Source organism: Limimaricola soesokkakensis, from assembly GCF_900172345.1.
Lineage (GTDB): Bacteria > Pseudomonadota > Alphaproteobacteria > Rhodobacterales > Rhodobacteraceae > Limimaricola > Limimaricola soesokkakensis.
Map to the genome: position 1 here is coordinate 39,902 of NZ_FWFY01000010.1, position 24,506 is coordinate 64,407.

Annotated in this window: 24 protein-coding genes; 14 read left to right on the plus strand and 10 right to left on the minus strand. The window is 69.4% G+C overall.

The window, feature by feature from the left end; genetic code table 11:
- The first annotated feature begins 195 nt into the window (after window positions 1-195).
- The 3 genes from LOS8367_RS14540 to LOS8367_RS14550 all read left to right on the plus strand — a co-directional run bounded on the left by LOS8367_RS14540 (window position 196) and on the right by LOS8367_RS14550 (window position 3,456).
- Window positions 196-2,043 carry an ABC-F family ATP-binding cassette domain-containing protein gene (locus tag LOS8367_RS14540; protein ID WP_085897255.1) on the plus strand — a complete coding sequence of 616 codons (1,848 nt, stop codon included), beginning with the start codon at window positions 196-198 and terminating at the stop codon, window positions 2,041-2,043.
- Window positions 2,044-2,217: 174 nt separating this feature from the next.
- A complete protein-coding gene (locus LOS8367_RS14545) occupies window positions 2,218-2,862 on the plus strand; it encodes a MarC family protein (protein ID WP_085897256.1) in 645 nt (214 codons plus the stop codon).
- A 15-nt stretch (window positions 2,863-2,877) separates the two neighbouring features.
- On the plus strand, window positions 2,878-3,456 hold the full coding sequence (locus LOS8367_RS14550) for a retropepsin-like aspartic protease family protein (RefSeq protein WP_085897257.1): 579 nt from the start codon (window positions 2,878-2,880) through the stop codon (window positions 3,454-3,456).
- A gap of 52 nt (window positions 3,457-3,508) precedes the next feature.
- On the opposite strand, the gene LOS8367_RS14555 is transcribed toward LOS8367_RS14550, so the two are convergent.
- Together LOS8367_RS14555 and LOS8367_RS14560 are read right to left on the minus strand one after the other, a co-directional pair.
- Window positions 3,509-3,970, minus strand: coding sequence for a DNA polymerase III subunit chi (locus tag LOS8367_RS14555; RefSeq protein ID WP_085897258.1), 462 nt, complete (start codon window positions 3,968-3,970; stop codon window positions 3,509-3,511).
- Between the two features lie 4 nt (window positions 3,971-3,974).
- Window positions 3,975-5,450 carry a leucyl aminopeptidase gene (locus tag LOS8367_RS14560; protein ID WP_085897259.1) on the minus strand — a complete coding sequence of 492 codons (1,476 nt, stop codon included), beginning with the start codon at window positions 5,448-5,450 and terminating at the stop codon, window positions 3,975-3,977.
- Window positions 5,451-5,631: 181 nt separating this feature from the next.
- Here LOS8367_RS14560 and lptF point away from each other — a divergent pair, with 181 nt between their 5' ends.
- The 6 genes from lptF to rsmA all read left to right on the plus strand — a co-directional run bounded on the left by lptF (window position 5,632) and on the right by rsmA (window position 13,056).
- Window positions 5,632-6,732, plus strand: a complete 1,101-nt coding sequence (gene lptF, locus LOS8367_RS14565; RefSeq protein WP_085897384.1) for an LPS export ABC transporter permease LptF — start codon at window positions 5,632-5,634, stop codon at window positions 6,730-6,732.
- Entirely contained in the window at window positions 6,729-7,817 is a 1,089-nt protein-coding gene (gene lptG, locus LOS8367_RS14570; protein WP_085897260.1) for an LPS export ABC transporter permease LptG, read from the plus strand. Before lptF ends, lptG begins: the two co-directional genes overlap by 4 nt.
- A complete protein-coding gene (locus tag LOS8367_RS14575) occupies window positions 7,814-9,931 on the plus strand; it encodes an LPS-assembly protein LptD (RefSeq protein WP_085897261.1) in 2,118 nt (705 codons plus the stop codon). Before lptG ends, LOS8367_RS14575 begins: the two co-directional genes overlap by 4 nt.
- 32 nt (window positions 9,932-9,963) lie before the next feature.
- Complete coding sequence (locus LOS8367_RS14580) at window positions 9,964-11,172, plus strand: peptidylprolyl isomerase (protein ID WP_085897262.1); 1,209 nt, start codon at window positions 9,964-9,966, stop codon at window positions 11,170-11,172.
- A complete protein-coding gene (pdxA, locus tag LOS8367_RS14585; protein WP_085897263.1) occupies window positions 11,169-12,140 on the plus strand; it encodes a 4-hydroxythreonine-4-phosphate dehydrogenase PdxA in 972 nt (323 codons plus the stop codon). The genes LOS8367_RS14580 and pdxA overlap by 4 nt, the downstream gene beginning before the upstream one ends.
- 70 nt (window positions 12,141-12,210) lie before the next feature.
- A complete protein-coding gene (rsmA, locus tag LOS8367_RS14590; protein WP_085897265.1) occupies window positions 12,211-13,056 on the plus strand; it encodes a 16S rRNA (adenine(1518)-N(6)/adenine(1519)-N(6))-dimethyltransferase RsmA in 846 nt (281 codons plus the stop codon).
- Window positions 13,057-13,114: 58 nt separating this feature from the next.
- On the opposite strand, the gene LOS8367_RS14595 is transcribed toward rsmA, so the two are convergent.
- The 5 genes from LOS8367_RS14595 to LOS8367_RS14615 all read right to left on the minus strand — a co-directional run bounded on the left by LOS8367_RS14595 (window position 13,115) and on the right by LOS8367_RS14615 (window position 17,699).
- Window positions 13,115-13,804 (minus strand): DUF4167 domain-containing protein, encoded by a 690-nt coding sequence (locus LOS8367_RS14595; RefSeq protein WP_085897267.1) that lies wholly within the window; start codon window positions 13,802-13,804, stop codon window positions 13,115-13,117.
- 221 nt (window positions 13,805-14,025) lie between these two features.
- Window positions 14,026-14,892 carry a peptide chain release factor N(5)-glutamine methyltransferase gene (gene prmC / locus LOS8367_RS14600; RefSeq protein WP_085897268.1) on the minus strand — a complete coding sequence of 289 codons (867 nt, stop codon included), beginning with the start codon at window positions 14,890-14,892 and terminating at the stop codon, window positions 14,026-14,028.
- A complete protein-coding gene (gene prfA, locus LOS8367_RS14605; protein ID WP_085897270.1) occupies window positions 14,889-15,944 on the minus strand; it encodes a peptide chain release factor 1 in 1,056 nt (351 codons plus the stop codon). The genes prmC and prfA overlap by 4 nt, the downstream gene beginning before the upstream one ends.
- 42 nt (window positions 15,945-15,986) lie before the next feature.
- Window positions 15,987-16,451: a DUF1499 domain-containing protein gene (locus LOS8367_RS14610; RefSeq protein WP_085897272.1), complete on the minus strand. Its 465-nt coding sequence runs from the start codon at window positions 16,449-16,451 to the stop codon at window positions 15,987-15,989.
- An 87-nt stretch (window positions 16,452-16,538) separates the two neighbouring features.
- Window positions 16,539-17,699 carry a M20 aminoacylase family protein gene (locus LOS8367_RS14615; RefSeq protein ID WP_085897273.1) on the minus strand — a complete coding sequence of 387 codons (1,161 nt, stop codon included), beginning with the start codon at window positions 17,697-17,699 and terminating at the stop codon, window positions 16,539-16,541.
- Between the two features lie 62 nt (window positions 17,700-17,761).
- Between LOS8367_RS14615 and mazG the strand changes: the two genes are divergently transcribed.
- On the plus strand, window positions 17,762-18,598 hold the full coding sequence (gene mazG, locus LOS8367_RS14620) for a nucleoside triphosphate pyrophosphohydrolase (protein WP_085897274.1): 837 nt from the start codon (window positions 17,762-17,764) through the stop codon (window positions 18,596-18,598).
- A gap of 75 nt (window positions 18,599-18,673) precedes the next feature.
- Window positions 18,674-19,675 carry a Fe(3+) ABC transporter substrate-binding protein gene (locus LOS8367_RS14625; RefSeq protein ID WP_085897385.1) on the plus strand — a complete coding sequence of 334 codons (1,002 nt, stop codon included), beginning with the start codon at window positions 18,674-18,676 and terminating at the stop codon, window positions 19,673-19,675.
- 76 nt (window positions 19,676-19,751) lie between these two features.
- Here LOS8367_RS14625 and LOS8367_RS14630 read toward each other — a convergent pair whose 3' ends face one another.
- A complete protein-coding gene (locus tag LOS8367_RS14630; RefSeq protein ID WP_085897275.1) occupies window positions 19,752-21,584 on the minus strand; it encodes an ABC-F family ATP-binding cassette domain-containing protein in 1,833 nt (610 codons plus the stop codon).
- 31 nt (window positions 21,585-21,615) lie between these two features.
- Window positions 21,616-22,347, minus strand: a complete 732-nt coding sequence (locus LOS8367_RS14635; protein WP_085897276.1) for a GNAT family N-acetyltransferase — start codon at window positions 22,345-22,347, stop codon at window positions 21,616-21,618.
- 65 nt (window positions 22,348-22,412) lie between these two features.
- Here LOS8367_RS14635 and msrB point away from each other — a divergent pair, with 65 nt between their 5' ends.
- Window positions 22,413-22,823: a peptide-methionine (R)-S-oxide reductase MsrB gene (msrB, locus tag LOS8367_RS14640; protein ID WP_085897277.1), complete on the plus strand. Its 411-nt coding sequence runs from the start codon at window positions 22,413-22,415 to the stop codon at window positions 22,821-22,823.
- Between the two features lie 8 nt (window positions 22,824-22,831).
- Here msrB and LOS8367_RS14645 read toward each other — a convergent pair whose 3' ends face one another.
- On the minus strand, window positions 22,832-23,308 hold the full coding sequence (locus tag LOS8367_RS14645) for an outer membrane protein assembly factor BamE (protein WP_165761482.1): 477 nt from the start codon (window positions 23,306-23,308) through the stop codon (window positions 22,832-22,834).
- Between the two features lie 92 nt (window positions 23,309-23,400).
- Between LOS8367_RS14645 and LOS8367_RS14650 the strand changes: the two genes are divergently transcribed.
- Window positions 23,401-23,964, plus strand: a complete 564-nt coding sequence (locus tag LOS8367_RS14650; protein WP_085897278.1) for a YceD family protein — start codon at window positions 23,401-23,403, stop codon at window positions 23,962-23,964.
- 207 nt (window positions 23,965-24,171) lie between these two features.
- Window positions 24,172-24,378, plus strand: a complete 207-nt coding sequence (gene rpmF, locus LOS8367_RS14655; protein ID WP_085897279.1) for a 50S ribosomal protein L32 — start codon at window positions 24,172-24,174, stop codon at window positions 24,376-24,378.
- The last annotated feature ends 128 nt before the right edge of the window (window positions 24,379-24,506 follow it).

Sequence of the window (24,506 nt, forward strand, 5' to 3'; positions counted from 1 at the left end):
AGGTGAAAAGACGCCGGATGTGCATGGGGTTCAGGCAGCGCCTCTTGGTCCGCCTTCGGGATCTGCGTATTTGAGGAAAGATGAACCGGAAGAGGCGCCGCCCCCGTTCATCTTTCTTCAAATACGCATGGCGCCCCCGAGCCGCCTGGGACCCGCCCCGTTGACCTCGCGCCCGGCATCGGGCAAGGCCCGTCCATGTTGCGCATCACAGACATCTCCTATTCCGTCGAGGGCCGCCCGCTTCTCGAACATACCTCCGCCGTGATCCCGGCCGGCCACAAGGTCGGCGTCGTGGGCCGCAACGGCACCGGCAAATCCACGCTGTTCAAGCTGATCCGGGGCGAGCTGACGCTCGACACCGGCGAGATCGAGCTGCCGCGTGGCGCCCGCATCGGCGGCGTCGCCCAGGAGGTGCCGGGCAACGAGGTCTCGCTGATCGACACCGTGCTGGCTGCCGATACCGAGCGCGCCAGCCTGATGGCCGAGCAGTCGAGCGACCCGTCGCGGATCGCCGAGATCCAGACCCGGCTCGCCGATATCGACGCTTGGTCCGCCGAGGCGCGCGCCGCGACGATCCTCAAGGGGCTGGGCTTCACCCATGAAGAGCAGCTCATGCCCTGCTCCGCCTTCTCGGGCGGCTGGCGGATGCGCGTGGCGCTGGCGGCGGTGCTGTTCTCCGAGCCCGACCTCCTGCTGCTCGACGAGCCGACCAACTATCTCGACCTCGAAGGCGCGCTCTGGCTCGAAAACTACCTCGTGCGCTACCCGCACACGGTGCTGATCGTCTCCCACGACCGCGAGCTTCTGAACCGCTCGGTCGGCGGCATCCTGCATCTGGAAAACCGCCAGCTAACCTACTGGTCCGGCAATTACGACCAGTTCGCCAAGGCCCGCGCCGCGCAGCGCGCCGTGCTGGTCGCCGCCTCGAAGAAGCAGGATGCCCAGCGCGCCCACCTGCAAAGCTTCGTCGATCGCTTCAAGGCCAAGGCGTCCAAGGCCAAGCAGGCCCAGAGCCGTGTGAAGATGCTCGAGAAGATGGAAACGATCCGGGTGCCCGAGGACGCGGCCCGCACCGTCTTCACCTTCCCCGAGCCCGAGGAGCTGTCGCCGCCGATCATCGCCACCGAGGGCGTCTCGGTCGGCTACGACGACAAGGTGGTGCTCTCGAAGCTCGATCTCAGGATCGACCAGGACGACCGGATCGCGCTTCTGGGCCGCAACGGCGAAGGCAAGTCGACGCTGTCGAAGCTCCTGTCGGACCGACTCGCGCCGATGGGCGGCAAGATCGTGCGCTCGAACAAGCTGCGCATCGGATTCTTCGCCCAGCACCAGGTCGACGAATTGCGCGTCGAGGAGACGCCGCTGCAGCACATCCAGCGCGCCCTGCCCGACGTGATGCCGCCCAAGCTGCGGGCGCGGCTCGCGGGCTTCGGCCTTGGCGCGGCGCAGGCCGAGACCGAGGTGGGCCGGCTCTCGGGGGGGCAGAAGGCACGGTTGTCGCTGCTGCTTGCCACCATCGACGCGCCGCATCTGCTGATCCTCGACGAGCCGACCAACCACCTCGACATCGAGAGCCGCGAGGCGCTGGTCGAGGCGCTCACCGCCTATTCCGGCGCGGTGATCCTCGTCAGCCACGACATGCATCTTCTGTCGATGGTCGCCGACCGGCTCTGGCTCGTGAAGGACGGCCGCGTCTCGGCCTATGAGGAAGACCTGCAGGCCTATCGCAAGATGCTGCTCAGCGGCGACAAGCCGGCCGATAAGCCGAAAGCCGAGAAGCCCAAGGTCGAGAAACCCTCTCGCGAGGCGATCCTGACGCTGCGCTCTGAGGCCCGCAAATGCGAGGAGCGGGTGAACAAAATCAACGAGATGCGCGACAAGCTTGCCAAGAAGCTCGCCGACCCCGCGCTCTACGAGGATGGCCGCAAGGGCGAACTCGAGACTTGGAACAAGAAATACGCCGAGGCCATGGAGGCGCTGGGCCGGGCCGAGGCGATGTGGATGGCGGCGCTCGAGAAGCTGGAGCGCGCCGAGGCGGCCTGACCGGGTTTCGGGGGCGCTGCCCCCGGGCCTGCGGCCCTCCCCCGGCGTATTTGAAGAACAAAGTCATGGGCGATGCCGCGTCATTTCCGGCGCGGCCTTGCCCCAAGGAGCGTCGCCCGGCACGGTGCGACAGGAACGCGGGTCCGGCCCGCCGGCAGGCCCGAGGACCCGACCGTGATCGAAATCGCCACCCTCGTCACCGCTTTCACCACGCTGTTCGTGATCGTCGATCCGATCGGTCTCGCGCCGCTTTACGTCGCGATGACGGCGGGAATGTCTCCGGCGCAGCGGCGCGGCGTGACCTTCCGGGCGCTGTCGACCTCTGCCGTGCTGATGCTGCTGTTCCTGGTGCTTGGCGACGCGGTGCTGCGCTTCATCGGCATCTCGGTCCCGGCCTTCCGCATCGCCGGCGGGGTGCTGCTGTTCCTGACGGCGCTCGACATGCTGTTCGAGAGACGGCAGGCACGACGCCGCGACAATGCCGAGGAAGGGGCCGAACCCGATCAGGATCCTTCGATCTTTCCGCTGGCGCTGCCGCTGATCGTCGGTCCCGGCGCGATCACCACGCTGATCCTGCTGACCGCCGAGGCCACCGGCCCGCTCGGCTACGCCGCGATCTACGGCGTGGCCCTATCGGTTCTGGCGACCGTCTGGATCGCCTTCGCGCTGGCCGATCCGCTGGCGCGGGTGCTGGGCTCAGTGGGGCTCAACGTGGTGACGCGGGTGCTCGGCATGCTGCTCGCGGCGCTCGCGGTGCAGTTCATCATCGACGGTCTGCACGGTTCCGGTTTCGGACTGCCTTTCCCTGCCGAAAATTGATACCATATTAGGGCGATGAGCCCAGACAACCTCGCCAGCCTTGCCTATCTCGGCCTCCTCGGCGCCGCCATCGCCGGTTGGTTCCTCGTGCAGAATCGCGACCGGCTGGGACAGGTCGCGCAGCAGGCCGCCGTCTGGACGCTGATCTTCATCGGCGCCATCGCCGCCGCCGGGCTGTGGTCGGACATCCGCGAGGATGCGATGCCGCGCCAAACCATGATCGGCGCCGAGGGCATCGAGGTGCCGCAGGCGCGCGACGGGCATTACTACCTGACGCTCGAGGTCAACGGCGCGCCGATCGATTTCGTGGTCGACACCGGCGCCACCGACATGGTGCTGGGCCGCGAGGACGCGCGCCGCGCCGGAATCGACCCCGAAGAACTCACCTATCTGGGCTCCGCCGTGACCGCCAACGGCACGGTGCGCACCGCGCGGGTGCGGCTCGACAGCGTCGCGCTGGGCCCGATCAAGGATGAGGGGCTGAGCGCCGTGGTCACCGATGGCGACCTCGCCGGATCGCTCCTTGGCATGGGCTACCTGCGGCTCTTCGGCCGCATCGAGATCGAGAACGGCACGCTGGTCCTGACGCGCTGAGCCTCGTGACTTTGTTCCCGAAATACGCAGATTCCCGGCCCGCCCCGGGGCGTCACCCCTCGGCCTTCTTGGTCCAGCGGCCGCCCTCCTGCGCCCAGTACTGCGCGGCGCAGCCCGCGCCGGTCAGCCGCTTCCATTGGCCGCGCGCCGCCTGAACCGCCGCCTCGTCGAAACCGTCGAACAGGATGCAGGCGCGCTCGGCCGCCTGCACCTCCTCGGGCGCGATCTCGGCGCCGTCGAGACAGATCACGCAAGGCAGCTTCGGCGCCGCCTCGCCCTCGGCGGTGAGAAGGATCGGCTGCATCCCGTCATGCGGCCCGCCGGCACGCCCATGCGCCAGAAAGCTCTCGGGCGGTCCCATGCGCCACAGCGCCGCGTCGAGCCGGTCCATGGCGCGGGCGGCGCGGCCCCTAATCTCCACCCGCCAGCCCTGTTTGCCCGCAAGCCCGAGGAGCTGCGGCAGCAGCTCCTCGGCCGGTCCCTCGGTCAGGTGATAGAAAAAGGCCGCGCCCATCGTCTCAGCCCTCGTAGCGATCGGCCACGAGGCGGTTGAGCGCCATCACGCCCCAACCAGTTGCGCCCTTGGGGCCAAGCGCCGAATCCGACTTCAGCGACGCGGTCCCGGCGATGTCGAGATGGATCCAGGGCGTGCCGTCCTGCACAAAGCGCTTGAGAAACTGCGCCGCGGTGATCGATCCGCCCTCGCGGCCGGTGCCGACGTTGCGCATATCGGCGACCCGACTCTTCAAGACCTTGTCATAAGCCTCGCCCATCGGCAGCCGCCACGCGCCCTCGCCCTCGGCCTGCGCCGCCGCCAGGAGCGCCTCGGCAAAGCCGTCCTCGTTCGAGAAGACCCCCGCATTCTCGTGGCCCAGCGCCACGATGATGGCGCCGGTCAGCGTCGCGAGATCGATCATGCCCGAGGGCTTGAACCGCTCCTGCGCGTACCACATCACGTCAGCCAGCACGAGCCGGCCCTCGGCATCGGTGTTGATCACCTCGATCGTGTCGCCCTTCATGGAGCGCACCACGTCGCCGGGGCGGGTGGCGTTACCCGAGGGCATGTTCTCCACGAGTCCCACAAGGCCCACGACATTGGCCTTGGCGCGGCGCAGCGCCAGCGCCCGCATCGTCCCCGCGACGGTGCCCGCGCCGCCCATGTCCATGGTCATGTCCTCCATGCCGGCGGCGGGCTTGAGAGAGATGCCACCGGTGTCGAACACCACGCCCTTGCCCACCAGCGCCAGCGGCGCCTCGTCGCCGCCACCCTGCCAGCGCATCACCACCACCTTGGAGGGGCTGTCGGAGCCCTGGCCCACGGCAAGCAGAGCGCCCATGCCAAGACGCTTGAGCTCGTCCTCTTCAAGGATCTCGACCTCGAGCCCCAGTTCCTGCATCGCAGCGAGACGCGCCGCGAAATCGTCGGTGGTCAGCACGTTGGCGGGCTCGTTGACGAGATCGCGGGTGAAGGCCACGCCCTCGGCAATCGCGGCCATCGGACCGGCCTCGCGCGCCAGCGCCTCGGCATCGTCGGAAATGAACCGCACGCACCCATCCGGCTCGGCATCGGGGTCCTGCTTCTGATGCGCGTCGAAGCGGTAGGCGCGCAGCGCGAGGCCCAGCGCCACCTCTCCGGCATGGCGCAGCCCCGAGGCCAGCACCGTCAGGTCGCCGCGCCCGGCACTGGCGGCGATGGCGCCACCGGCGCGGCGCATCGCGAGACGGTCGGTCTCGGCATCGTGCTTCACCACCAGCACCGCCTCGGCGGCAAGGCCCGCGGGCACGGCGATCTCGACCACGTCGCCGGTACCGGCCCGGCTCCAGCGCCGCCCCCCGGCCAGCCGCGCCAGCGCCCCGCCCATCGCCTCGTCGAGCGCACGCACCGCCTCGGTCTCGGGGCCGTCGGGACCCATGAAGACGGCGACTCGGCCCTGCGCGGCGGTGAGATCCTGCGCGTCATGGGGATGGAAATCGATGCGGGGGGTGCGGGACATGCCGGCTCCTTGGTCGTTGTCGGGGATCATTGGCTCTGGCGGCGGAGCCTAGCCGCCGAGACCGGCAAAGGCCAGATCGCGGTTCAACCCGCCCGCACCCTCGGCTAGGATGTGCGAAGACGGGCGGCCACCTCGGCGGCCATGGATGGACGAGGGACCGGTGGCGCGATTCGACAGGTACATGCTGTCGCAGCTGATGATGCTGTTCGGCTTTTTCGCGCTGGTGCTGGTGCTGGTCTACTGGGTCAACAGCGCCGTGCAGCTGTTCGACCAGCTGGTGGCCGACGGGCAGAACCTCTCGGTGTTCCTCGAACTCACCATGCTCACCCTGCCCTCGCTGATCCGGCTGGTGCTGCCAATCGCGGGCTTTGCCGCGGCGCTCTACGTCACCAACCGGCTGAGCTCGGACAGTGAGCTCACCGTGATGCAGGCCACCGGCTTCTCGCCGTTCCGGCTGGCGCGGCCGGTGTTGGCCTTCGGCATCGTGGCCGGGCTGCTCACCGGCGCGCTGACGGTGGTGATCAACCCGCTCGCCAATGCAAGGCTCGCCGACCGGCAGGCCGAGATCGCGCGCAGCGCCACGGCGCGGCTGCTGCAGGAGGGCGAGTTCCTCTCGCCGATCTCGGGCATCACCCTCTACATCCGCGACATCACTCCCGAGGGCGAGCTGCGAGACCTGCTGATCTCGGACAGCCGCGACCCCGAGGAGACCGTCACCTACACCGCCTCCAGCGCCTATCTGGTGGAAACCGCGACCGCGCCGCAGTTGGTGATGATCGACGGGCTGGTGCAGGTGCTGCAACCCGAGGCGGCGCGGCTTTCGACCACCCGCTTCGAGGATTTCGCCTATGATCTGGAGCCGCTGACCCGCGCCTCGGACAGCGGTCGCAGGCGCACCCGCGAGGTCTCGACGCTAGAGCTGCTGCGCCCGACGCCCGAAACCCTGGAGGCGACCGACCGCAACGCGGCGCAGCTCGCTGTGGAGGCGCATGACCGCGTCGCGGCGGCGCTCCTGTCGGTGGCGGCGCCGCTGATCGGCTTTGCCACCCTGCTGATCGGCGGCTTTTCGCGCTTTGGCGTCTGGCGCCAGATCCTCGGCGCGATCGGGCTGATCATCCTCGTGCAGTCGCTGGAATCCGTGGTCGCCTCGGCGCTGCGCGGCGATCCCTCGCGCTGGCCGCTGGTCTATGTTCCCGCCATCGCGGCCCTGGCCATCGTCGCCGTGGAGCTGGTGCTGGCGGGTCGGCCGCGCCGCAAGTACCGAAGGGGTGTTCCGGCATGATCCTGCACCGCTATTTCGCCCGCCGCTACATCATGGCGTTTCTCGGCACGCTCGGCATCTTCTTCGCGATGCTGACGATGATCGATTTCGTCGAGCAGGCGCGGCGCTTCGGCGGCACCACCGGCATCGGCGAGCTTCTGGCCGTGAGCATGCTCAACGCCCCGGCCCAGCTCTACGAGATCCTGCCGCTGATCGTGATCATCTCGGGCATCGCGCTGTTTCTCGGCCTCGCCCGCTCCTCTGAGCTGGTGGTCACCCGAGCCGCCGGCCGCTCGGCGCTCGCGGCGCTGATCGCCCCGGTCGTGGTGACGCTGCTCCTCGGCGTCGCCGCCGTGGCGCTGATCAACCCGCTGGTCGCCGCGACCACCCGCGCCTACGAGGCCCGCACCGACAGCCTCAAGGGCGAGGAACGGGTGATCACCCTCTCGGATGATGGGCTCTGGCTCAGGCAGGGCGACAGCGAGGTGCAGACGGTGATCCGCGCCAAGGGCAGCAATCTCGACGGCACCGTGCTGCGCGAGGCGAGCTTCCTGACCTTCGACACCGAGGGCCGCCCGCGCGAGCGGGTCGAGGCGAGCCTGGCCGAGCTGCAGACCGGCCACTGGCTGCTGCGCGGGGTCAAGCGCTGGCCGCTCTCGGCCGATAACCCCGAGACCGCCGCCGAGCGGTTGCCACAGATGACGCTGGCCTCGTCGCTCACCGCCACCCAGATCCGCGACAGCTTCGGCGATCCGGCGGCGATCTCGGTGTGGAAGCTGCCGGGCTTCATCGACCGGCTGAAGGAAGCGGGCTTCACCGCGCGCCGCCACCAGGTGTTCTTGCAGACCGAGCTGGCGCAGCCCGCCTTCCTGACCGCGATGCTGCTGATCGGCGCGGGCTTTACCATGCGTCACCAGCGCGGCGGCCGGGTCGGCGTCATGGTGCTGGGCGCGATATTGCTGAGCTTCGGCGTGTACTTCCTGCGCAACTTCGCGCAGATCCTCGGCGAGAACGGACAGATCCCGCCCGCGCTCGCGGCCTGGGCTCCGCCCGTCGCGGCGATCCTGTCGTCGCTCGGCCTGCTGCTACACCTGGAGGATGGATGATCCGACGCCTGCTTGCGGCCCTGATGGGGCTGATGCCCGCCATGACGCCGCTGCCCCTCGCCGCGCAGGGTCTCGCCCAGCTCGTGGCCGACAGCGTCACCGTCACCGCGCAGGAGGTGCTGGTGGCGCGCGGCAATGTCGAGGCCTTCTACGACGGCACCCGGCTCAGCGCCTCGGCGATCACCTATGACCGCGCCGCCGACCGGCTCAGCGTCACCGGGCCGATCCTGATCACCACCCCCGATGGCGAGGTGTTCACCGCCGAGGCCGCCGAGATCGATCCGCGGCTCGAAGCCGGGCTGCTGCGCGGCGCGCGGCTGGTTCTGGACCGGCAGCTTCAGGTCTCGGCGGCACGGATCGACCGCACCGGCACCGGGCTGACCGCGCTCACCCGCACGGCGGCGACCTCGTGCCGGGTCTGCGGGACCGAGGCGCCGCTGTGGGAGATCCGCGCCGCGCGGGTGGTGCATGACGAGATCGGCCAGCAGCTCTATTTCGACGACGCGACCTTCCGCGTCGCCGGCGTGCCGGTGTTCTGGTTGCCGCGGATGCGCCTTCCGGACCCGACGCTGGATCGCGCCTCGGGGCTCTTGGTGCCGCAGCTCTTCTCCTCGGACACGCTGGGCTTCGGGCTGAAGCTGCCCTATTTCATCCGCCTCGGCGGCCGCCGCGACCTGACCGTGACCCCGTGGATTGCCACCGGGGCCCGCAATCTCGAACTGCGCTACCGGCAGGCCTTCCGCAGCGGCTGGACCCAGATCGAGACGCACCTCGCCGAGGATGACGGCGCGGTCTCGCCGCGCTATGCGCTCTTCGCCGAGGGCGCCTTCGCACTGCCGCGCGACATCCGGCTCGAATTCGATCTCGAAGCCGTGTCGGACGAGGCCTTCCTCCTCGATTACGACCTCTCCGATCAGGATCGGCTCGACAGCAGCCTGCGCGCCTACCGGCTGCGCGACGACGGCTACGCGCTGGCCGAGATCGCCTACTACGAAAGCCTGCGCGAAGATGAATCCAGCGCGTCGCTGCCGCCGCTGGTGGCGCGGGTCGAGCGCGAGGCGGTGCTGCGCCCGGCTCCGCTGGGGGGCCGGCTGCGCCTGCGCGCCGACGCCGACGCGCTGTGGCGCGACGGCGACCCGGGTGACCCGGAGGCGACGCGCGACGTCACCCGCGGCGGCGTTTCCGGCGACTGGTACGGCGATGTCATCATCGGCCCCGGCCTGCAGTTCACCACCGAGCTGCGCGGCCGGCTCGACGCCTATGCCATCGACGATGACCCCGAATTCGACGACACGGTGCTGCGGGCGGCGCAATCGGCCGGGGTGACCCTGCGCTGGCCCCTGCTTCGGCGCAGCGACGACGGCACCGCCCAGATCATCGAGCCGGTGGCGAGCCTTGCCGGCGTGGCGACGCAGGGCGGCGACGTGCCCAACGAGGATTCGCGGCTGGCCGAGTTCGACGCGGCCTCGCTCTTCGCGCTCGACCGGCTGCCGGGCGAGGATCTGCAGGAAACCGGTCTCAATGCCGGACTCGGATTGCGCTGGAGCCTGCTCGGCGCCGATGGTCGGAGCCTGTCGGTGCTGGGCGGGCGGCTGCTGCGCGACGAGGCGCTTCAGGGAATCGACGACATCACCGGGCTGACCTCGACCCGCTCCGACTGGCTGATCTCGACAAGGCTCGATCTCGGACAGGATCTCGGGCTCGAGGCCTCGACCACCTTCGATGACGATTTCGGCATCTCCACCGCCGAGGCGCGGCTCGGCTTCGACCGCGAGAGCTTCGATTTCACCGCCGCCTATCTGTGGCTCGAGGAGGGACCGGCTGAGGACCAGCCCCGGATCTCCGAGATTGCGTTCGACACGGTGCTGAATCTGGGCCCGCGATGGAGCCTCTCGGCCGAGGCGCGCTACGACATCGCCGCCGACGCGCCGGTGCGCGCCGAGATCGGCGCTGGCTGGCGCAACGAATGCGTCACGGTGGACCTTTCGGCATCGCGCCGCTACACCGATACCGATGACGTGGACCCCTCCACGAGCTTCGGGCTCTCGGTCAATCTCGCCGGCTTTTCAACCGGTCAGACGGCCATGCCCGCGGCGCGAAGCTGCGAGGGTTGAGACGGAACGTTCGGACGAGGATGGGAGCCGGAATGCGGGCTTTTGATGTCGTGAAGGCCGTGGCGCTCGCCACTGCCCTGGCTGCGCCGGTGGGCGCCGCCGCGCAGGGGCTGTTCGCCCCGGCGGTCACGGTGAACGGCAGCGCCGTCACCAATTACGAACTCGACCAGCGCGCCAAGCTGTTGGCCGCGTTCAACACGCCGGGCGATCTCGGCGCGGAGGCGCGCAAGCAGCTGGTCGAGGAAAAGCTCAAGCTGCAGGAGCTGAACCGCGCCGGGATGCAGCTCACCGAGGAAGGTCTCGAGGCCGCGATGGCCGAGTTCGCGCAGCGCGCGAACCTGTCGCTCGACGCCTTTCTCGCGCAGCTCGCCACGCAGGGCGTGGCGCGCGAGACGCTGCGCGATTTCGTGCGGGTCAACGCCTCGTGGCGCGACTATATCCGCCGCCGCTACGGCTCGGGCGTCGATATCTCCGAGGCCGAGATCGACGCGGCGCTGGCACGGACCGGCGGGCCGGAATCGGTCGAGCTGCTGCTCTCAGAGATCATTATCCCGGCGCCGCCGCCGCGCGCCGCCGCGGCGATGGCCCGCGCCGAGGCGATCTCGAAGCTGCGCTCCACCGCCGCCTTCGAAGCCGAGGCCCGCGTGGTCTCGGCCCTGCCCTCGCGCACTCAGGGCGGCCGGCTCGACTGGGCCGCGCTGAGCGATTACCCGGCCGGGCTGCACGGGCTGCTTCTGTCGCTCGAGCCGGGCGAGGTGACGCCGCCGATCCCGATCCGCAACGGCGTCGCGCTGTTCCAGCTACGCGACATCCGCGAGGCGCCGAAGGCCCCGGCCGCGATCGCCGAGATCGACTACGCGCAATTCGCGATCCCCGGCGCTGGCACCGCGCAGGCGCTGGCCGAGGCGGCGCGGATCGACGGCCTCGTCGATACCTGCGACGATCTCTACGGCGTCGCCAAAGGCCTGCCCGAGGAGCGGCTGGTGCGCCAGAGCGTCGCGCCCGCGTCGCTGCCGCAGGATCTCGGGCTCGAACTGGCGCGGCTCGATCCCGACGAGGCCTCGTGGAACCTGAGCCAGGACGGCACGCTGCTCTTCACCATGCTGTGCTCGCGCACGCCGGTGGCGGCCGAGGGCGTCGATCGTGAGGCCGTGCGAAACCAGCTCCTGAGCCAGAAGCTCTCTGCCCGCGCCGACATCCTGCTCGCCGAGCTGCGCGCACAGGCGCGTATCGGCCAGTGAAGCCGGTCGCGATCTCCTGCGGCGAACCCGCGGGTATCGGCCCAGAGATCGCGGCCCGCGCCTGGGAGAAGTTGCGCGGCGAGATCCCGCTCCTCTGGCTCGGAGATCCGCGCCACCTGCCCGAGGCGCTGCCATGGCAAACAGTGAGCGGGGCTTCCGAGGCGGCGGATCTGAGCGGAACCGCGCTGCCGGTGCTGGCGCGCGATTTCGGCCCGCCTGCCGTGCCGGGACGACCCGATCCGGCCCATGCGCAGGGCGTGATCGACGCGATCCGCGACGGGGTCGACTTGGTGCGCTCGGGGGACTGTTCGGCGCTGTGCACCGCGCCGATCCACAAGGCCGCGCTGATCGACGGCGCGAATTTCGCCTATCCGGGCCATACCGAGTATCTCGCGGCGCTGGCTGGCGTGGACGAGGTCGTGATGATGCTCGCCTGCGACGCGCTGCGCGTCGTGCCCGCCACCATCCACATCCCGCTGTCGCAGGTGCCCGAGCGGCTCACGCCGGAACTGCTCGAGGCCACGATCCGTATCACCCGCGACGCGCTGATCCGCGATTTCGGGATCGAGGCCCCGCGCATCGCCATCGCCGGGCTGAACCCGCATGCGGGCGAGGACGGCAAGATGGGCCATGAGGAGATCGCCATGATCGCGCCGTTGATGGCGCGGCTGGGCGACGAGGGCTTCGATCTGCGCGGGCCGATGTCGGCCGACACGATGTTTCACGCGGGCGCACGCGCGGGCTATGACGCGGCGATCTGCATGTATCACGACCAGGCGTTGATCCCGATCAAGACCATCGATTTCTCGGGTGGGGTCAACGTCACGCTCGGCCTGCCCTTCATCCGCACCTCGCCCGATCACGGCACCGCCTTCGGTATCGCCGGACAGGGGCTCGCGGACCCGTCGTCGATGATCGCCGCGATCCGCATGGCCGCCGATATGGCGCAGGCGCGCGGCGCGCGCTAAGGGAACGGCGCGGCGGTCCCCGGCGGAGCGCCATGCGTATTTTCAGAAAGATGAACGAGGGATCGCCCCCATGGCCGCTATCGACGATCTGCCGCCCCTGCGCGAGGTGATCGAGACCCACGGCCTGCGCGCCAAGAAGACGCTGGGCCAGAATTTCCTGCTCGATCTCAACCTCACCGCGCGGATCGCGCGGGCGGCGGGGGATCTGGCGGGATCGGACATTCTCGAGATCGGGCCGGGCCCGGGCGGACTGACGCGCGGGCTCCTGGCCGAGGGCGCGCGCCGGGTGCTCGCCATCGAGAAGGATGCGCGTTGCATGCCCGCGCTCGAGGAGATCGCCGCGCGCTATCCCGGGCGGTTGCAGGTGATCGAGGGCGACGCGCTCGAGATCGACCCGCTGGCGCATCTGACGCCGCCGATCCGGGTCGCTGCGAACCTGCCCTACAATGTCGGTACCGAGCTTCTGGTGCGCTGGCTGACGCCGAAAGAGTGGCCACCCTTCTGGGAGAGCCTGACGCTGATGTTCCAGCGCGAAGTGGCCGAGCGGATCGTCGCCGCGCCGGGCTCCAAGGCCTATGGTCGTCTCGCGATCCTCGCGCAGTGGCGCGCCAGCGCGCGCATCGTGCTCGACCTGCCGCCGCAGGCCTTCGTACCCGCGCCCAAGGTGTCCTCGGCGGTGGTCCACCTCACCGCCCTGCCCGCGCCGCGCTTTCCGGCCGATCCCGCGGTGCTGAGCCGCGTCGTGGCGGCCGGGTTCAACCAGCGGCGCAAGATGCTGCGCGCCTCGCTCAAGGGGGTGGCGCCGGGGATCGAGGATCACCTCGCCGCCGCCGGCATCCCGCCGACCGAGCGGGCCGAGCAGGTCGGGCTCGAGGCGTGGTGCGCGCTGGCCCGGTCGGTGGCTGCCGCGCAATGACGAAAAAGGCGGCGCCCGGACCCGGGCGCCGCCTTTTCTTCATCCTGTCGGAGCGGGCCTACTCGGCCGCTTCGGCCGATCCGCTCTCCGCCTTGGCGGCGGGCTTGGCGCGGCGCGGACGCGGCGCCGGCTTTTCGCCCTCGGGCGTGTCGCGCTTCACGCGCGGCTTGCGCGGCCGCTTGGGCTTGTCCTCGGCCTTGGGCGCCTCGGCGCCGGGCTGGGCCTCCGCGGGCTGCGCCGGGATCTCTCGCGCGGGCTCGCGGTTCTCCGGGGTCTCAACCAGATCGCTGGCGGGCTCCTCGGCCTGCCGCGCCTCGTGCCGCTCCTCGTGACGGGGCTCGCGCTGCGGCTCGGGCTGCTGATGCTGCGCCGCCGCCGCCTCTTCCTGCGCCCGCAGGCGGGCCGCGCGTTCGCGGTCGCGCTCGGCCTGGCGGTCGCGCTCGGCCTGACGCTCGCGGTTCTGGGCCTCGGCTTCCTCGCGCTTGGCCTCGATTTCCTTCTGCGCCTCGGCCAGCATCCTCAGGTAATGCTCGGCGTGCTGGGCGAAGTTCTCGGCCGCGACACGATCGCCCGAAAGCTGGGCGTCACGGTGCAACTGGGTGTATTTCTCGATGATCTGCTGGGGCGTACCGCGCACCTTGCCATCGGGGCCCGAGCTGTCGAACACGCGATTGACGATGTTCCCGCCCGAAGGACGGTTGTTGTTGCGGTTCTTGTTGCCGCGCGAGCGTGACTTCGATGATCTCATGTGATTCTTCGGTTCCGGCCTGGCTCAGGCGTTGCGCTTTGACCCGGTCTGCGCGCGCGATGCGCGCTGCTGCGACGTCGGGGCCTGCGATGATCTGGCAGCGTGTCGGGGCGGGAGGGCGCGTGCGCCTTCCTCCGTCCGATGCCAAGGACTAACCATGCAGACCGCCCGGTGACAAGTGGAAACTGCGATCTCAGCCGAAAGAGCGGCGTTTTTCGCGCTCAGAATCCCGATTGCGGCAATCCCAGCACGATCACCCGATCGCGCCCGTCTAGATCGGGAATGAGCGCGACGGGCGCAAAGCCGCGGGCCACGGCGAGGCTCCCCACCGCCTCGGCCTGCCCCACGCCCAGCTCCATCACCAGCCGCCCGCCCGGCGTCAGAACCTCGGTCGCCCCGTCGAGGATCGCGCGATAGCACGACAGCCCGTCGGCGCCGTCGGTGAGCGCGCCCGCAGGCTCCCAGTCGCGCACCTCGGGGGCAAGCCCTTCCATTTCGGCGCGCGCGATATAGGGCGGGTTCGACACCACGAGGTCGAACATCCCCTCGACCCGGCTGACCCAGTCAGAGACCTGGATATGGGCCCGGTCGGCAAGTCCCAGCGCCATGGCATTCTCGCGCGCCACGGCGCAGGCGGCCTCGGACAGATCGACGCCGACGCCGCGCGCATCCGGCATTTCCGCCAGCAGCGTCAGCAGGATGCAGCCCGAACCGACGCCGAGATCGAGCACGTGGCCGAACGGTTCGGACAGGGCCGCCTCGACCAGCATCTCGGTCTCGGGGCGAGGGTCGAGCACGTCGCGCGTCACCTTGAAGCGGCGGCCGTAGAAGGCGCGGCTGCCGGTCAGGTGCGACACCGGCTCGCGCGCGGCGCGCCGTTCGATCAGCGCCTCGAACTCGGCCAGCTTCCCGCCATCGACCGGCTCGGGCAGCACTAGCGTCAGCCGCCCCGGATCGACGCCGATCGCGTGGCTGAACAGCCGCCGCGCGTCGCGGCCCGGATCGGGCACCCCCGCCTCGGCCAGCCGGCGCGTGGCCGAGACCAGCGCCGCGGCGCCGGTCAGCGGGCCGGATGGCAGCGGGCTCATGCCTCCATCTCCGCCAGCAGCGCCGCCTGCGCCTCCGCCGTCAGCGCGTCGATGATCTCGTCGAGATCGCCGCCCATCACCGCGTCGAGCTTGTAGAGCGTCAGGTTGATGCGGTGATCGGTCAGGCGGCCCTGCGGAAAGTTGTAGGTGCGGATTCGCTCGGACCGGTCGCCCGAACCGACCTGCGCGCGGCGATCGGCCGAGCGCGCGCCCTCGACCCGCATCCGCTCGGCGTCGAAGAGCCGCGAGCGCAGCACCTCCATCGCCAATTCGCGGTTGCGGTGCTGCGATTTCTGGCTCGACGTGACGACGATACCGCTGGGAATATGGGTGATCCGCACCGCCGAGTCGGTGGTGTTGACGTGCTGGCCGCCGGCGCCGCTCGCCCGCATCGTGTCGATGCGGATATCTGCGGGATCGATCTTCACGTCCACCGCCTCGGCCTCGGGCAGCACCGCCACGGTGGCCGCCGAGGTGTGGATGCGGCCGCCGCTCTCTGTCTCGGGCACGCGCTGCACCCGGTGCACGCCGGATTCGTACTTCATCCGGGCGAAGACGCCCTCACCTTCGATCCGCGCCACGACCTCCTTGATCCCGCCCAGCTCGGTCGCCTGCTCCTCGATGATCTCAAAGCGCCAGCCCCGCGCATCGGCATAGCGCATGTACATGCGCAACAAGTCGGCCGCGAAGAGCGCGGCCTCGTCGCCGCCGGTGCCGGGCCGGATCTCGATCATCGCCGGGCGCGCATCGGCGGCGTCCTTGGGCAACAGCGCAAGGCGCAGCGCCGTCTCGGCGGCCTCCAGCCGTTCGCGCAGGCCGGGCAGCTCCTCCTCGGCGAGGTCGCGCATCTCGGGGTCGCGCAGCATCGCTTGCGCCTCGGCGATCTCGGCCTCGAGGCGGGCATGCTCGGCGGCGGTCTCGACCACCGGTTTCAGCTCCGCGTATTCGCGGCCCAGCTCGGCGATCTCGCCGCCCGAGGCGCCCGACGACATCTTCGCCTCGAGAAACTCGAAGCGGGCGGTGATCTGGTCGATCTTGTCCTGTGCGATCATGGATCACCCATCCTCCATCGCCACTTAGGCGTCAAGTGACGCTCAGCGGCGCGGCAGACGATCTTCGAGCGCGGCTATCCACGCCTCGACCCGCTTGCGGTTCACGCCCATGTCGGCGACCCCGAAACGCTGCCGCGCCCAGATCATCAAGGCGGCGCCGCCGGCCTCGGGGACCGCCTTGACGCTGGTATAGTCAGGGAAGCCGGCGACGGGCGAGCGGGTGACATAGGTCACGCGCCCCTCCGCCGGGCTTTCGAACAGGGCCCGTGTGCGCGGAGTCGCCCGCGCGATCTCGTCGAAGGCCGAGAGCAGCGTCGCCGGGTCGGTGTCGAAGACCGACGGCGCGGCATTGGCGGGGCCGGTGCGCACCAGCCAGCCGCCACGGCGCGGCGCCTGCGGCACCCGTTCGACCTCCATGGGATCGACGTGCCAGCGCGCCACATCCGCCGGTGCGATGCGCACCCAAGCCAGTGGCGCCGCCAAGGCAGCCGTGGTCGCCAGAGCCATTATACCCATCGTTTTCAACCACCTGACCGCCGCTTTTCAACCTCGTTTCAGACACGGCCGCCGTGCTGCAACGGCCGCGCCCTCGGCTCAACCGCGCGCGGGCTGCGCGCGTTCGACCAGCCGGGCGAAAAACGACGCGCCGTAGGGGGCCGTCTCGTCGTTGAAGTCGTATTCGGGGTGGTGCACGCCCGCCGTCTCCCCATTGCCGATGAAGAGATAGGCGCCGGGCCGCGCCTCGAGCATGAAGGAGAAATCCTCGGCACCCATGGCGCGCTGACTGTCGGCGTCACAGCCCAGCCCGACCTCCTCAGCCACGCCAGCGGCGAATCCGGCCTTCCCGGCATCGTTCACCGTGGCCGGGTAACCGAGATTGTAGTCGAGATCGGCACGCACGCCGTAGGCCATGGCCTGCCCCTCGCAGATCTCGCGCATCCGCCGCATCACCATCGCCTGCACCTGCTTGTCAAAGCTGCGCACCGTGCCGTTGATCCAGGCGGTGGCTGGGATCACGTTGTCGGCGCTGCCGGTATGGATCTGCGTGACCGAGATAACCAGATCCTCGCGCGCGTCGTGGTTGCGGCTGACGATGGTCTGGATCGCGGTGACGATGCCGCAGGCCGCGACCACCGGATCGGTCGCGTCGTGCGGCATGGCGCCATGCCCGCCCTTGCCGGTCACGGTGATGGTGAAATCATCCACCGCCGCCATGATCGGCCCCGGTGCAGTGCGGAACTGCCCCACCGGCAGACCCGGTTCGTTGTGCAGGGCAAAGACCTCGTCGATGCCGAAGCGCTCCATCACCCCTTCCTCGACCATCACACCGGCCCCGCCGCCGCCCTCTTCGGCGGGCTGGAAAATCAGCGCCACGGTGCCCGCGAAATTGCGCGTCTCGGCAAGGTACTTCGCGGCCCCCAGCAGCATCGTGGTGTGGCCGTCATGGCCGCAGGCATGCATCCGGCCCTTGTTCGCCGAGGCATGCGGCAGCCCGGTCTGCTCGTCCATCGGCAGCGCGTCCATGTCGGCGCGCAGCCCGATCACCGGGCCCTCGCCCCGGCCCCGGATCAGCGCCACCACCCCGGATGTCGCGATGCCCTCGTGTATCTCGTCGACGCCGAATTCGCGCAGCCGCGCCGTGATGAAGCCCGCCGTCTCGTGGCAGTCGAAGCCGATCTCGGGCGCGGCGTGAAGCTGGTGGCGCCAGCCCTTCATCTCCTCGGCGAAATCGGCGATGCGGTTGATGACGGGCATGTCTGGCGCTCCGGGCTTTGAAATCCTAGCCTGCGGCTTGCCATCGACAGGAGCCCTGCGCAATGCCCCAGACCGAGCCCGAGATCCGTGACACCGACCTGGACGCCGCCCGCGAGATCGCGCGGCTGTCTGCAATCATGCGGGCGCTGCGCGACCCCGATCACGGATGCCCATGGGATATCGAGCAGGACTTCGCCTCGATCGCCCCCTACACGATCGAGGAAGCCTACGAGGTGGCCGACGCCATCGCCCGCGAAGACTGGCCCGAGCTTCGGGGCGAGCTGGGCGACCTGCTGCTGCAATCGGTCTACCACGCGCAGATGGCGCGCGAGGCCGGGCATTTCGATCTCGCGGCGGTGGCGCGCGCGATATCGAACAAGATGATCGCGCGTCACCCGCATGTCTTCGGCGAGGAGGATCGCGACCGCACCGCCGAGGAGCAGACCCACGCTTGGGAGGCGATCAAGGCGGCCGAACGCGCGGGCCGTGCCGAAACCGGCGTGCTCGACGGCGTGGCGCTCGGCCTGCCGGCGCTGATGCGCGCGGCCAAGCTGCAGAAGCGCGCCGCGCGGGTGGGATTCGACTGGCCGCAAACGGCGCAGGTTCTCGACAAGCTGGTCGAGGAGGCACACGAGTTGGTCGAGGCGCGCGACCGTCTGAGCCTCGACGAGATCGAGGCCGAGATGGGCGACCTCCTGTTCGTCATGGCCAACCTGTCGCGGCATCTCGGCGTCGATCCGGAGGTGGCCCTGCGCCGCTCAAACGACAAGTTTACACGCCGATTCAAGTATATAGAGAACGAACTTCACAGGCGCGGCAAGCGTCCGGTCGAAAGCGACCTGGCCGAGATGGACGCGCTATGGAACGAGATCCGGAGGGCGGAAAAAAACGCCGACTGAAAAACTCGGGTATTGACCTGATCAAATTGCTCGGATTTAAGCGCCGCCAACGAAAACGCTGATTTGGAGCGCTACATGACCCTTCGTCCCGTCCTCACCATCGCCGCCGCGCTGGCCGGCACCTCCGCTCTGGCCGACGTCAACGTCTACACCACCCGTCAGCCCGAGCTGATCCAGCCGGTGGTCGATGCCTTCACCGAAGAGACCGGCATCGCCGTCAACCTCGCCTTCGTCGAGGATGGCATCGTCGAGCGGCTCGAGGCCGAGGCGCAGCGGTCGCCCGCCGACCTCGTGATGACCGTGGACATCGCCAACCTGCGCCAGATCGTCGATGCCGGCGTCACCCAGCCGGTCGAGAGCGAAGTGCTGAACGAGGCCGTGCCCGCCAACCTGCGCGGCGAGAACGGCGAATGGTTCGGTGTCACCACCCGCGCCCGCATCGTCTATGCCAGCAAGGAGCGCGTCGCGGACGGCGAAGTCACCACCTACGAGGATCTCGCCTCGGACAAGTGGGAAGGCCGGATCTGCACCCGCTCGGGCCTGCACGACTACAACCTCGCCCTCGTCTCCGCGATCGTCGCGCATCACGGCGAAGAATATGCCAAGGAATGGGCGCAGGGCGTGAAGGACAACCTCGCGCGCAAGCCCGAGGGCAACGACCGCGCGCAGGTCAAGGCGATCTGGGCCGGTGAGTGCGACATCTCGCTCGGCAACACCTACTACATGGGCAAGATGCTCGAGGATCCCGAGCAGACCGAATGGGCCGAGTCCGTGCGCATCGTCTTCCCGACCTTCGAGAATGGCGGCACCCATGTGAATGTCTCTGGCGTCGCGCTGACCCAGGCCGCGCCGAACAAGAAAGAGGCGGTCCAGTTCATGGAATACCTCGTCTCGCCCGAGGCGCAGGAAATCTACGCCGAGGCGAACTACGAATACCCGGTGCTGAGCGGCGCCGAGGCTTCCGAGCTGGTCAAGGGCTGGGGTGAGTTCACCGCCGACGAGACCGATCTGCCGACCATCGCCGACCACCGCGCCACCGCGCTGCGGATCATGGAAGAAGTGAACTTCGACGGCTGATCTCGCCCCGAGCGAAAGAAAAGCCCGCCTTCGTTCCGAAGGCGGGCTTTTTTAATTTATAACAGAGGCTTGAAATTCAGACCCCGGCCTTCTCCTCGAGCTCCAGCCACTCGGTTTCGGCCGCGTCGAGCGCCGCCTGACGCTCGGCCATCGCCTCGGTCGCCTTGCGGAACTTCACCGGCTCGCGGGTGAACAGTTCGGGGTCGGCAAGCAACTCCTCGAGCTTGGCGATCTCGGCGGTGAGCCGGTCGATCACCTTCGGCAATTCGTCCAGCCGATGCTTCTCGGTGAAGCTGAGGCCGGATTTCGGCGCGGCCGGTTTCGGCTTCGGCGCGCTCGGCGTCGGGCTCGGCGCGCTTCCCCGCGGCGCGGGGGCCTGCGCCGGCGCGGGCGTCTCGTTGAATTTCCGCTGGCTTTGGTAGTCGCTCCAGCCACCGGCATAGAGCGTCGCCCGGCCGTCGCCCTCCATGGCGATGGTCGTGCTCGCCACCCGGTCGAGGAAATCGCGGTCGTGGCTCACGAGCAGCACCGTGCCGTCGTAATCGCCTAGCAGGTCCTGCAGCAGGTCCAGCGTCTCGATGTCGAGATCGTTGGTCGGTTCGTCGAGCACCAGCACGTTCGAGGTCTGCGCCATGATCCGCGCCAACAACAGCCGCGCCTTCTCGCCGCCCGAGAGCGACTTGACCGGCGCGCGGGCCTGCCCTTCGTCGAACAGGAATTCCTTGAGATAGCCCACCACGTGCTTGGGCGTACCGTGCACCATCACTTGGTCCGAGCTGCCAGAAACCGCCATCAGCGGGTCGTTGGTCAGGCTGTCCCAGAGCGTCGCCTCGGGATCGAGCCGGGCACGGGCCTGGTCGAACACCGCGATCTCGAGGTTGGTGCCGTGCTTGACGCTACCCTCGTCAGGTTCAACTTCGCCAAGCAACATCTTGATCAAAGTGGTCTTTCCGACACCGTTTGGCCCGACGAAGGCGATCCGATCGCCGCGCATCACCGTAAGGTCGAAACCCGAGACGATGCGCTTGCCCGCGTATTCCTTGCTCAGACCGAAGGCCTCGACGACCTTCTTGCCCGAGGTCGGACCCTCGCCGAGCGCCATCGCCGCCGTGCCCTGGCGGCGGATCTGGTTCGCCCGCTCGGCGCGCAGATCCTGCAACGCCCGCACCCGCCCCTGGTTGCGCTTGCGCCGGGCCGAGATCCCCTCGACCGCCCAACGCGCCTCGGACTTGATCTTGCGATCGAGCTTGTGGCGCGCCATGTCCTCGTCTTCCCAGGTCTTGTCGCGCCAGGCCTCGAAGCCCTCGAAGCCGGTCTCCTGCCGCCGCACCGCGCCCCGGTCGATCCACAGCGTCGCGCGGGTCAGGGCCTTGAGGAAGGCGCGGTCGTGGGAAATCAGCACGAAGGCCGCGCGGGTCTGGCGAAGCTCCGCCTCGAGCCAGGCGATCGCCTCGATGTCGAGGTGGTTGGTCGGCTCGTCGAGCAGCATCAGCTCCGGCGCCTCGGCCATCAGCCGCGCCAGCGCCGCGCGGCGCCGCTCGCCGCCCGAGGCCGTCGCCGGGTCGCGATGCGGGTCGAATTTGAGCCCTTCGGCCACCACGTCGAGCTTGTATTCCTCGCCCATGTCGAGGTTCTGCGCCGCCCATTCGCCCAAGGTCGCAAAGCCCGCGAAATCGGGGTCCTGCTCCATGTAGCCCACGGAGGTCGCGGGGGGCACCGCGCGGGTGCCGCGATCGGGCTCGACGAGGCCGGCCATCACCTTCATCAAGGTGGACTTGCCGGAGCCGTTGCGGCCCACGAGGGCGACGCGGTCGCCCTGCTGGACCGCGAGCGACAGCCCGTCGAAGACGGGATCGCCGCCGAAGGTGAGGGAAATATCGGTGAGCTGGAGAAGGGGTGCGCGTGCCATGCTCGCCAGCTAGAGGGCGCCGCGCGGCTTATCAAGGGCCGAATGCAAGGGCGCGCAGCGCCCGGGCGCGGGCCGCGGGGATCGCCGCGACATCGAGCATGCACAGCACATGGATCGTGTTCATCACCCGATCCACCACCGCGTGATCGCTGACCACGGCGCCCATGCCGAGATAGCTGCGCAGCAGCGGCGGCAGCCCCGCCGGCGCGGCGTGGGGCGCGCCCGCCGTCCCGGCGAGATCAAACGTCTCCGCCTTCCCGCGCCGCCCGGGCCGCAGTCCGACGGGAGCCACGTGACGCGCGCCGAGCCAGGCCAGCGCCGCGCGGTGCGGGCGCGGGTCGGTGCCGGGAAACGAGGCGCAGCCGAACAGCAGCTCGACCCTTTCGCGCAGCACCAGCCGGGTCAGCGCCCCCAGCGCCAGCCTGAGCGCCTCGCCGTCGCGGGCCTCGGGCGCGGTGCAAAAGCGACCGATCTCCATCGACCGCACCGGCCGCGCCGCCAGCGGGCCGAGATCGTAGCTCTCGGCGCTCGCGGCCAGCCCGACCTCGCCCGGCGCGAGAACGCGCCAGCGCAGCGTGCAGAGCGCCCGGCCCGCCGCGTCCTCGACCAGCAGGTGCCGGGCCCGCGCGTCGTGCCCGTCGGCGTCGCGCAGCGCCCCGCCCAGATCGACGAAGCAACGCGCGCGCAGCGCCGTGGCGCGGGCCAGCGCCTCGCCCTGCGCCGTGCGCGCGACCAGCCGGCCACGCCGCAGGATCACGCCCATGCCGGGCCCCGCTGGCATCCGGCGCGGTGCTGACTACATAGGTGAACGAGATCACGGAGGACCCGATGGACAAGATCACCAAAACCGACGCGCAGTGGCGCGAGGAGCTGTCCGAGCTCGAATACAAGGTGATGCGCAAGCACGGCACCGAGCGTGCCTTCACCCATGACGATTTTCCGAAACAGCCCGGCACCTTCGCCTGCAAGGGTTGCGGCCGACCACTGTTCTCGGCCGAGACCAAGTTCGACAGCGGCACCGGCTGGCCCAGCTTCTACGCCCCGATCAGCGATGAGGCAGTGGGCGAGAAGACCGATCGCAGCTTCTTCATGAAGCGCACCGAGGTACATTGCGCGGCTTGCGAATCGCATCTCGGACACGTCTTTCCGGACGGGCCGGCACCGACCGGGCTGCGCTACTGCATGAACGGCGTGGCGCTCGAGTTCAAACCGGCGACCTCCGACGAGAGCGCGGCCTGAAACCGGGCTCATTCGTCGTCGATCAACATGCTCGGGTCGAAATTGCCCGCCGCCCCCGCCAGTTGCCGCAGGAAGGTGCCGTTCTGGACGCTGTCCTCGGTGACCCGGCGGGTCAGCGGCACGATGCGGCCATCGCTGAGATCGAAGCGCTCGACATTGCTGACGCCGCCCGAGGGCGCGAAGCTTATCGCGACCACCTCGCGGCTCACCTCCTCGGGGGCGAAGAACCCGTAATGGCGGAACACCGAGCGGATATAGAAGATGTCGTTCTCGCCGAGCACCCCGTTGGTGGTCGGCGGACCGGCCTTCTCGATCACCGAGGCGCGGTCCTCGCCGAGCGAGATCGTCGACAGCACCGCCTCGGCCGGCACGTAGCCGTGGAACCGCTCGGTCGGGCTGCAGGCCGCGAGCCCCGCGAGTCCCAGAATGGCTGCGCCGCGGCGAACCCCGCGGCCGGTCCTGTCACGGCCGGTTTTCATGCCCATCTGCGACTGCCCCTGCTCTTGCCTCAAGCCCTTGCGGCTTCTAAAGCCGCTTACAACAACCCCATGCATATCTTCAAGGAAGGAAGCGGACCATGGCCGACGCGACCCCTCTCCCGCGCCAGGTGATCCGTCTGGGCGATCTGTCGCAGCGCCGCGCCACCGAGCTGGTGATCGAACCCGACGCTGCCGGGCGCGCCGCCGTGGCGGAGGCGCTGGATATCCGCGGCGTACGCAAGCTGCGCTTTCGCGCGCGCCTGTCGCCCGAGGGCCGCGATGGCTGGCGGCTCGACGGCGATCTCGGTGCCACCGTGGTGCAGGATTGCGTGGTGACGCTCGAACCGGTGGTGACGCGGATCGACGAAACCGTGATGCGGCGCTACCTCGCCGACGTGACGGAACCCGAGGGCACCGAGGTCGAGATGCCCGAGGACGACACGATCGAGCCGCTACCCTCGGCGCTGGACCTCGGTGCGGTGATGATCGAGGCGCTGGCGCTGGCCCTGCCCGACTATCCGCGCGCCGAGGGCGCCGGAACCGGTGACGTCAGCGTGACCGAGCCCGGGGCCGAGCCGCTCACCGACGAGGACGTGAAGCCGTTTTCCGCCCTCAAAGGGCTGCGCGAGCGTCTGAAAGGCGACGAAGACGGCGAGGAATAGCACCTTCCCCTTGCTTTTCGTCGCGACCGCAGTATTTTCGCGGCCTCTTTCCATTCCACGGCTCGACAGCCCGGTTCTTATCGCCTAAGACCCGCCGGACGTCGCGGGATGGATCCCCTGACCGGGGCCATGCGCCCACCCGCCAGCCGGGCCGGACCCGTTCCGCGCCCATTGAGACTAGAGCCAGTATTACTTCGAGGTTGTGACATGGCCGTTCCGCAGAACAAGATCTCCAAGTCGCGCCGCAACCAGCGTCGGGCCCATGACGGCCTGACCGGCGCGAACCCCAATGAATGCCCCAGCTGCGGGGAGCTCAAGCGCCCGCACCACGTCTGCCCGTCCTGTGGCAACTACGCCGATCGCGAAGTGATCGCGCGTGCCGCCGAGACCGATCTGGACGACGACGCGGCGTAAGCCCGTTGCCGGGCTTTGGCGCGGGACGGGCATGGTCCCGGACCGCGCCGCCCCTCGGGGGCCAGCCCGGATGTCTGCCGCAGCGAGACCGGCGCGCGTCAGACGACCGCGCCCAAGCATCGGGGCCG

Excerpts from the sequence above, each read along its gene's own strand:
- lptF (WP_085897384.1), top strand. The coding sequence starts at position 5,632 with ATGCTGTCGCAGCTGATGATGCTGTTCGGCTTTTTCGCGCTGGTGCTG.
- lptG (WP_085897260.1), top strand. The coding sequence starts at position 6,729 with ATGATCCTGCACCGCTATTTCGCCCGCCGCTACATCATGGCGTTTCTC.
- LOS8367_RS14555 (WP_085897258.1), bottom strand. The coding sequence starts at position 3,970 with ATGGGCGCGGCCTTTTTCTATCACCTGACCGAGGGACCGGCCGAGGAG.
- prfA (WP_085897270.1), bottom strand. The coding sequence starts at position 15,944 with ATGATCGCACAGGACAAGATCGACCAGATCACCGCCCGCTTCGAGTTT.
- LOS8367_RS14630 (WP_085897275.1), bottom strand. The coding sequence starts at position 21,584 with ATGGCACGCGCACCCCTTCTCCAGCTCACCGATATTTCCCTCACCTTC.
- LOS8367_RS14610 (WP_085897272.1), bottom strand. The coding sequence starts at position 16,451 with ATGGCTCTGGCGACCACGGCTGCCTTGGCGGCGCCACTGGCTTGGGTG.
- LOS8367_RS14595 (WP_085897267.1), bottom strand. The coding sequence starts at position 13,804 with ATGAGATCATCGAAGTCACGCTCGCGCGGCAACAAGAACCGCAACAAC.
- LOS8367_RS14540 (WP_085897255.1), top strand. The coding sequence starts at position 196 with ATGTTGCGCATCACAGACATCTCCTATTCCGTCGAGGGCCGCCCGCTT.
- prmC (WP_085897268.1), bottom strand. The coding sequence starts at position 14,892 with ATGAGCCCGCTGCCATCCGGCCCGCTGACCGGCGCCGCGGCGCTGGTC.
- LOS8367_RS14615 (WP_085897273.1), bottom strand. The coding sequence starts at position 17,699 with ATGCCCGTCATCAACCGCATCGCCGATTTCGCCGAGGAGATGAAGGGC.
- mazG (WP_085897274.1), top strand. The coding sequence starts at position 17,762 with ATGCCCCAGACCGAGCCCGAGATCCGTGACACCGACCTGGACGCCGCC.
- rsmA (WP_085897265.1), top strand. The coding sequence starts at position 12,211 with ATGGCCGCTATCGACGATCTGCCGCCCCTGCGCGAGGTGATCGAGACC.
- msrB (WP_085897277.1), top strand. The coding sequence starts at position 22,413 with ATGGACAAGATCACCAAAACCGACGCGCAGTGGCGCGAGGAGCTGTCC.
- LOS8367_RS14635 (WP_085897276.1), bottom strand. The coding sequence starts at position 22,347 with ATGGGCGTGATCCTGCGGCGTGGCCGGCTGGTCGCGCGCACGGCGCAG.
- LOS8367_RS14550 (WP_085897257.1), top strand. The coding sequence starts at position 2,878 with ATGAGCCCAGACAACCTCGCCAGCCTTGCCTATCTCGGCCTCCTCGGC.
- LOS8367_RS14580 (WP_085897262.1), top strand. The coding sequence starts at position 9,964 with ATGCGGGCTTTTGATGTCGTGAAGGCCGTGGCGCTCGCCACTGCCCTG.
- LOS8367_RS14560 (WP_085897259.1), bottom strand. The coding sequence starts at position 5,450 with ATGTCCCGCACCCCCCGCATCGATTTCCATCCCCATGACGCGCAGGAT.
- rpmF (WP_085897279.1), top strand. The coding sequence starts at position 24,172 with ATGGCCGTTCCGCAGAACAAGATCTCCAAGTCGCGCCGCAACCAGCGT.
- LOS8367_RS14625 (WP_085897385.1), top strand. The coding sequence starts at position 18,674 with ATGACCCTTCGTCCCGTCCTCACCATCGCCGCCGCGCTGGCCGGCACC.
- LOS8367_RS14575 (WP_085897261.1), top strand. The coding sequence starts at position 7,814 with ATGATCCGACGCCTGCTTGCGGCCCTGATGGGGCTGATGCCCGCCATG.
- LOS8367_RS14650 (WP_085897278.1), top strand. The coding sequence starts at position 23,401 with ATGGCCGACGCGACCCCTCTCCCGCGCCAGGTGATCCGTCTGGGCGAT.
- LOS8367_RS14645 (WP_165761482.1), bottom strand. The coding sequence starts at position 23,308 with ATGGGCATGAAAACCGGCCGTGACAGGACCGGCCGCGGGGTTCGCCGC.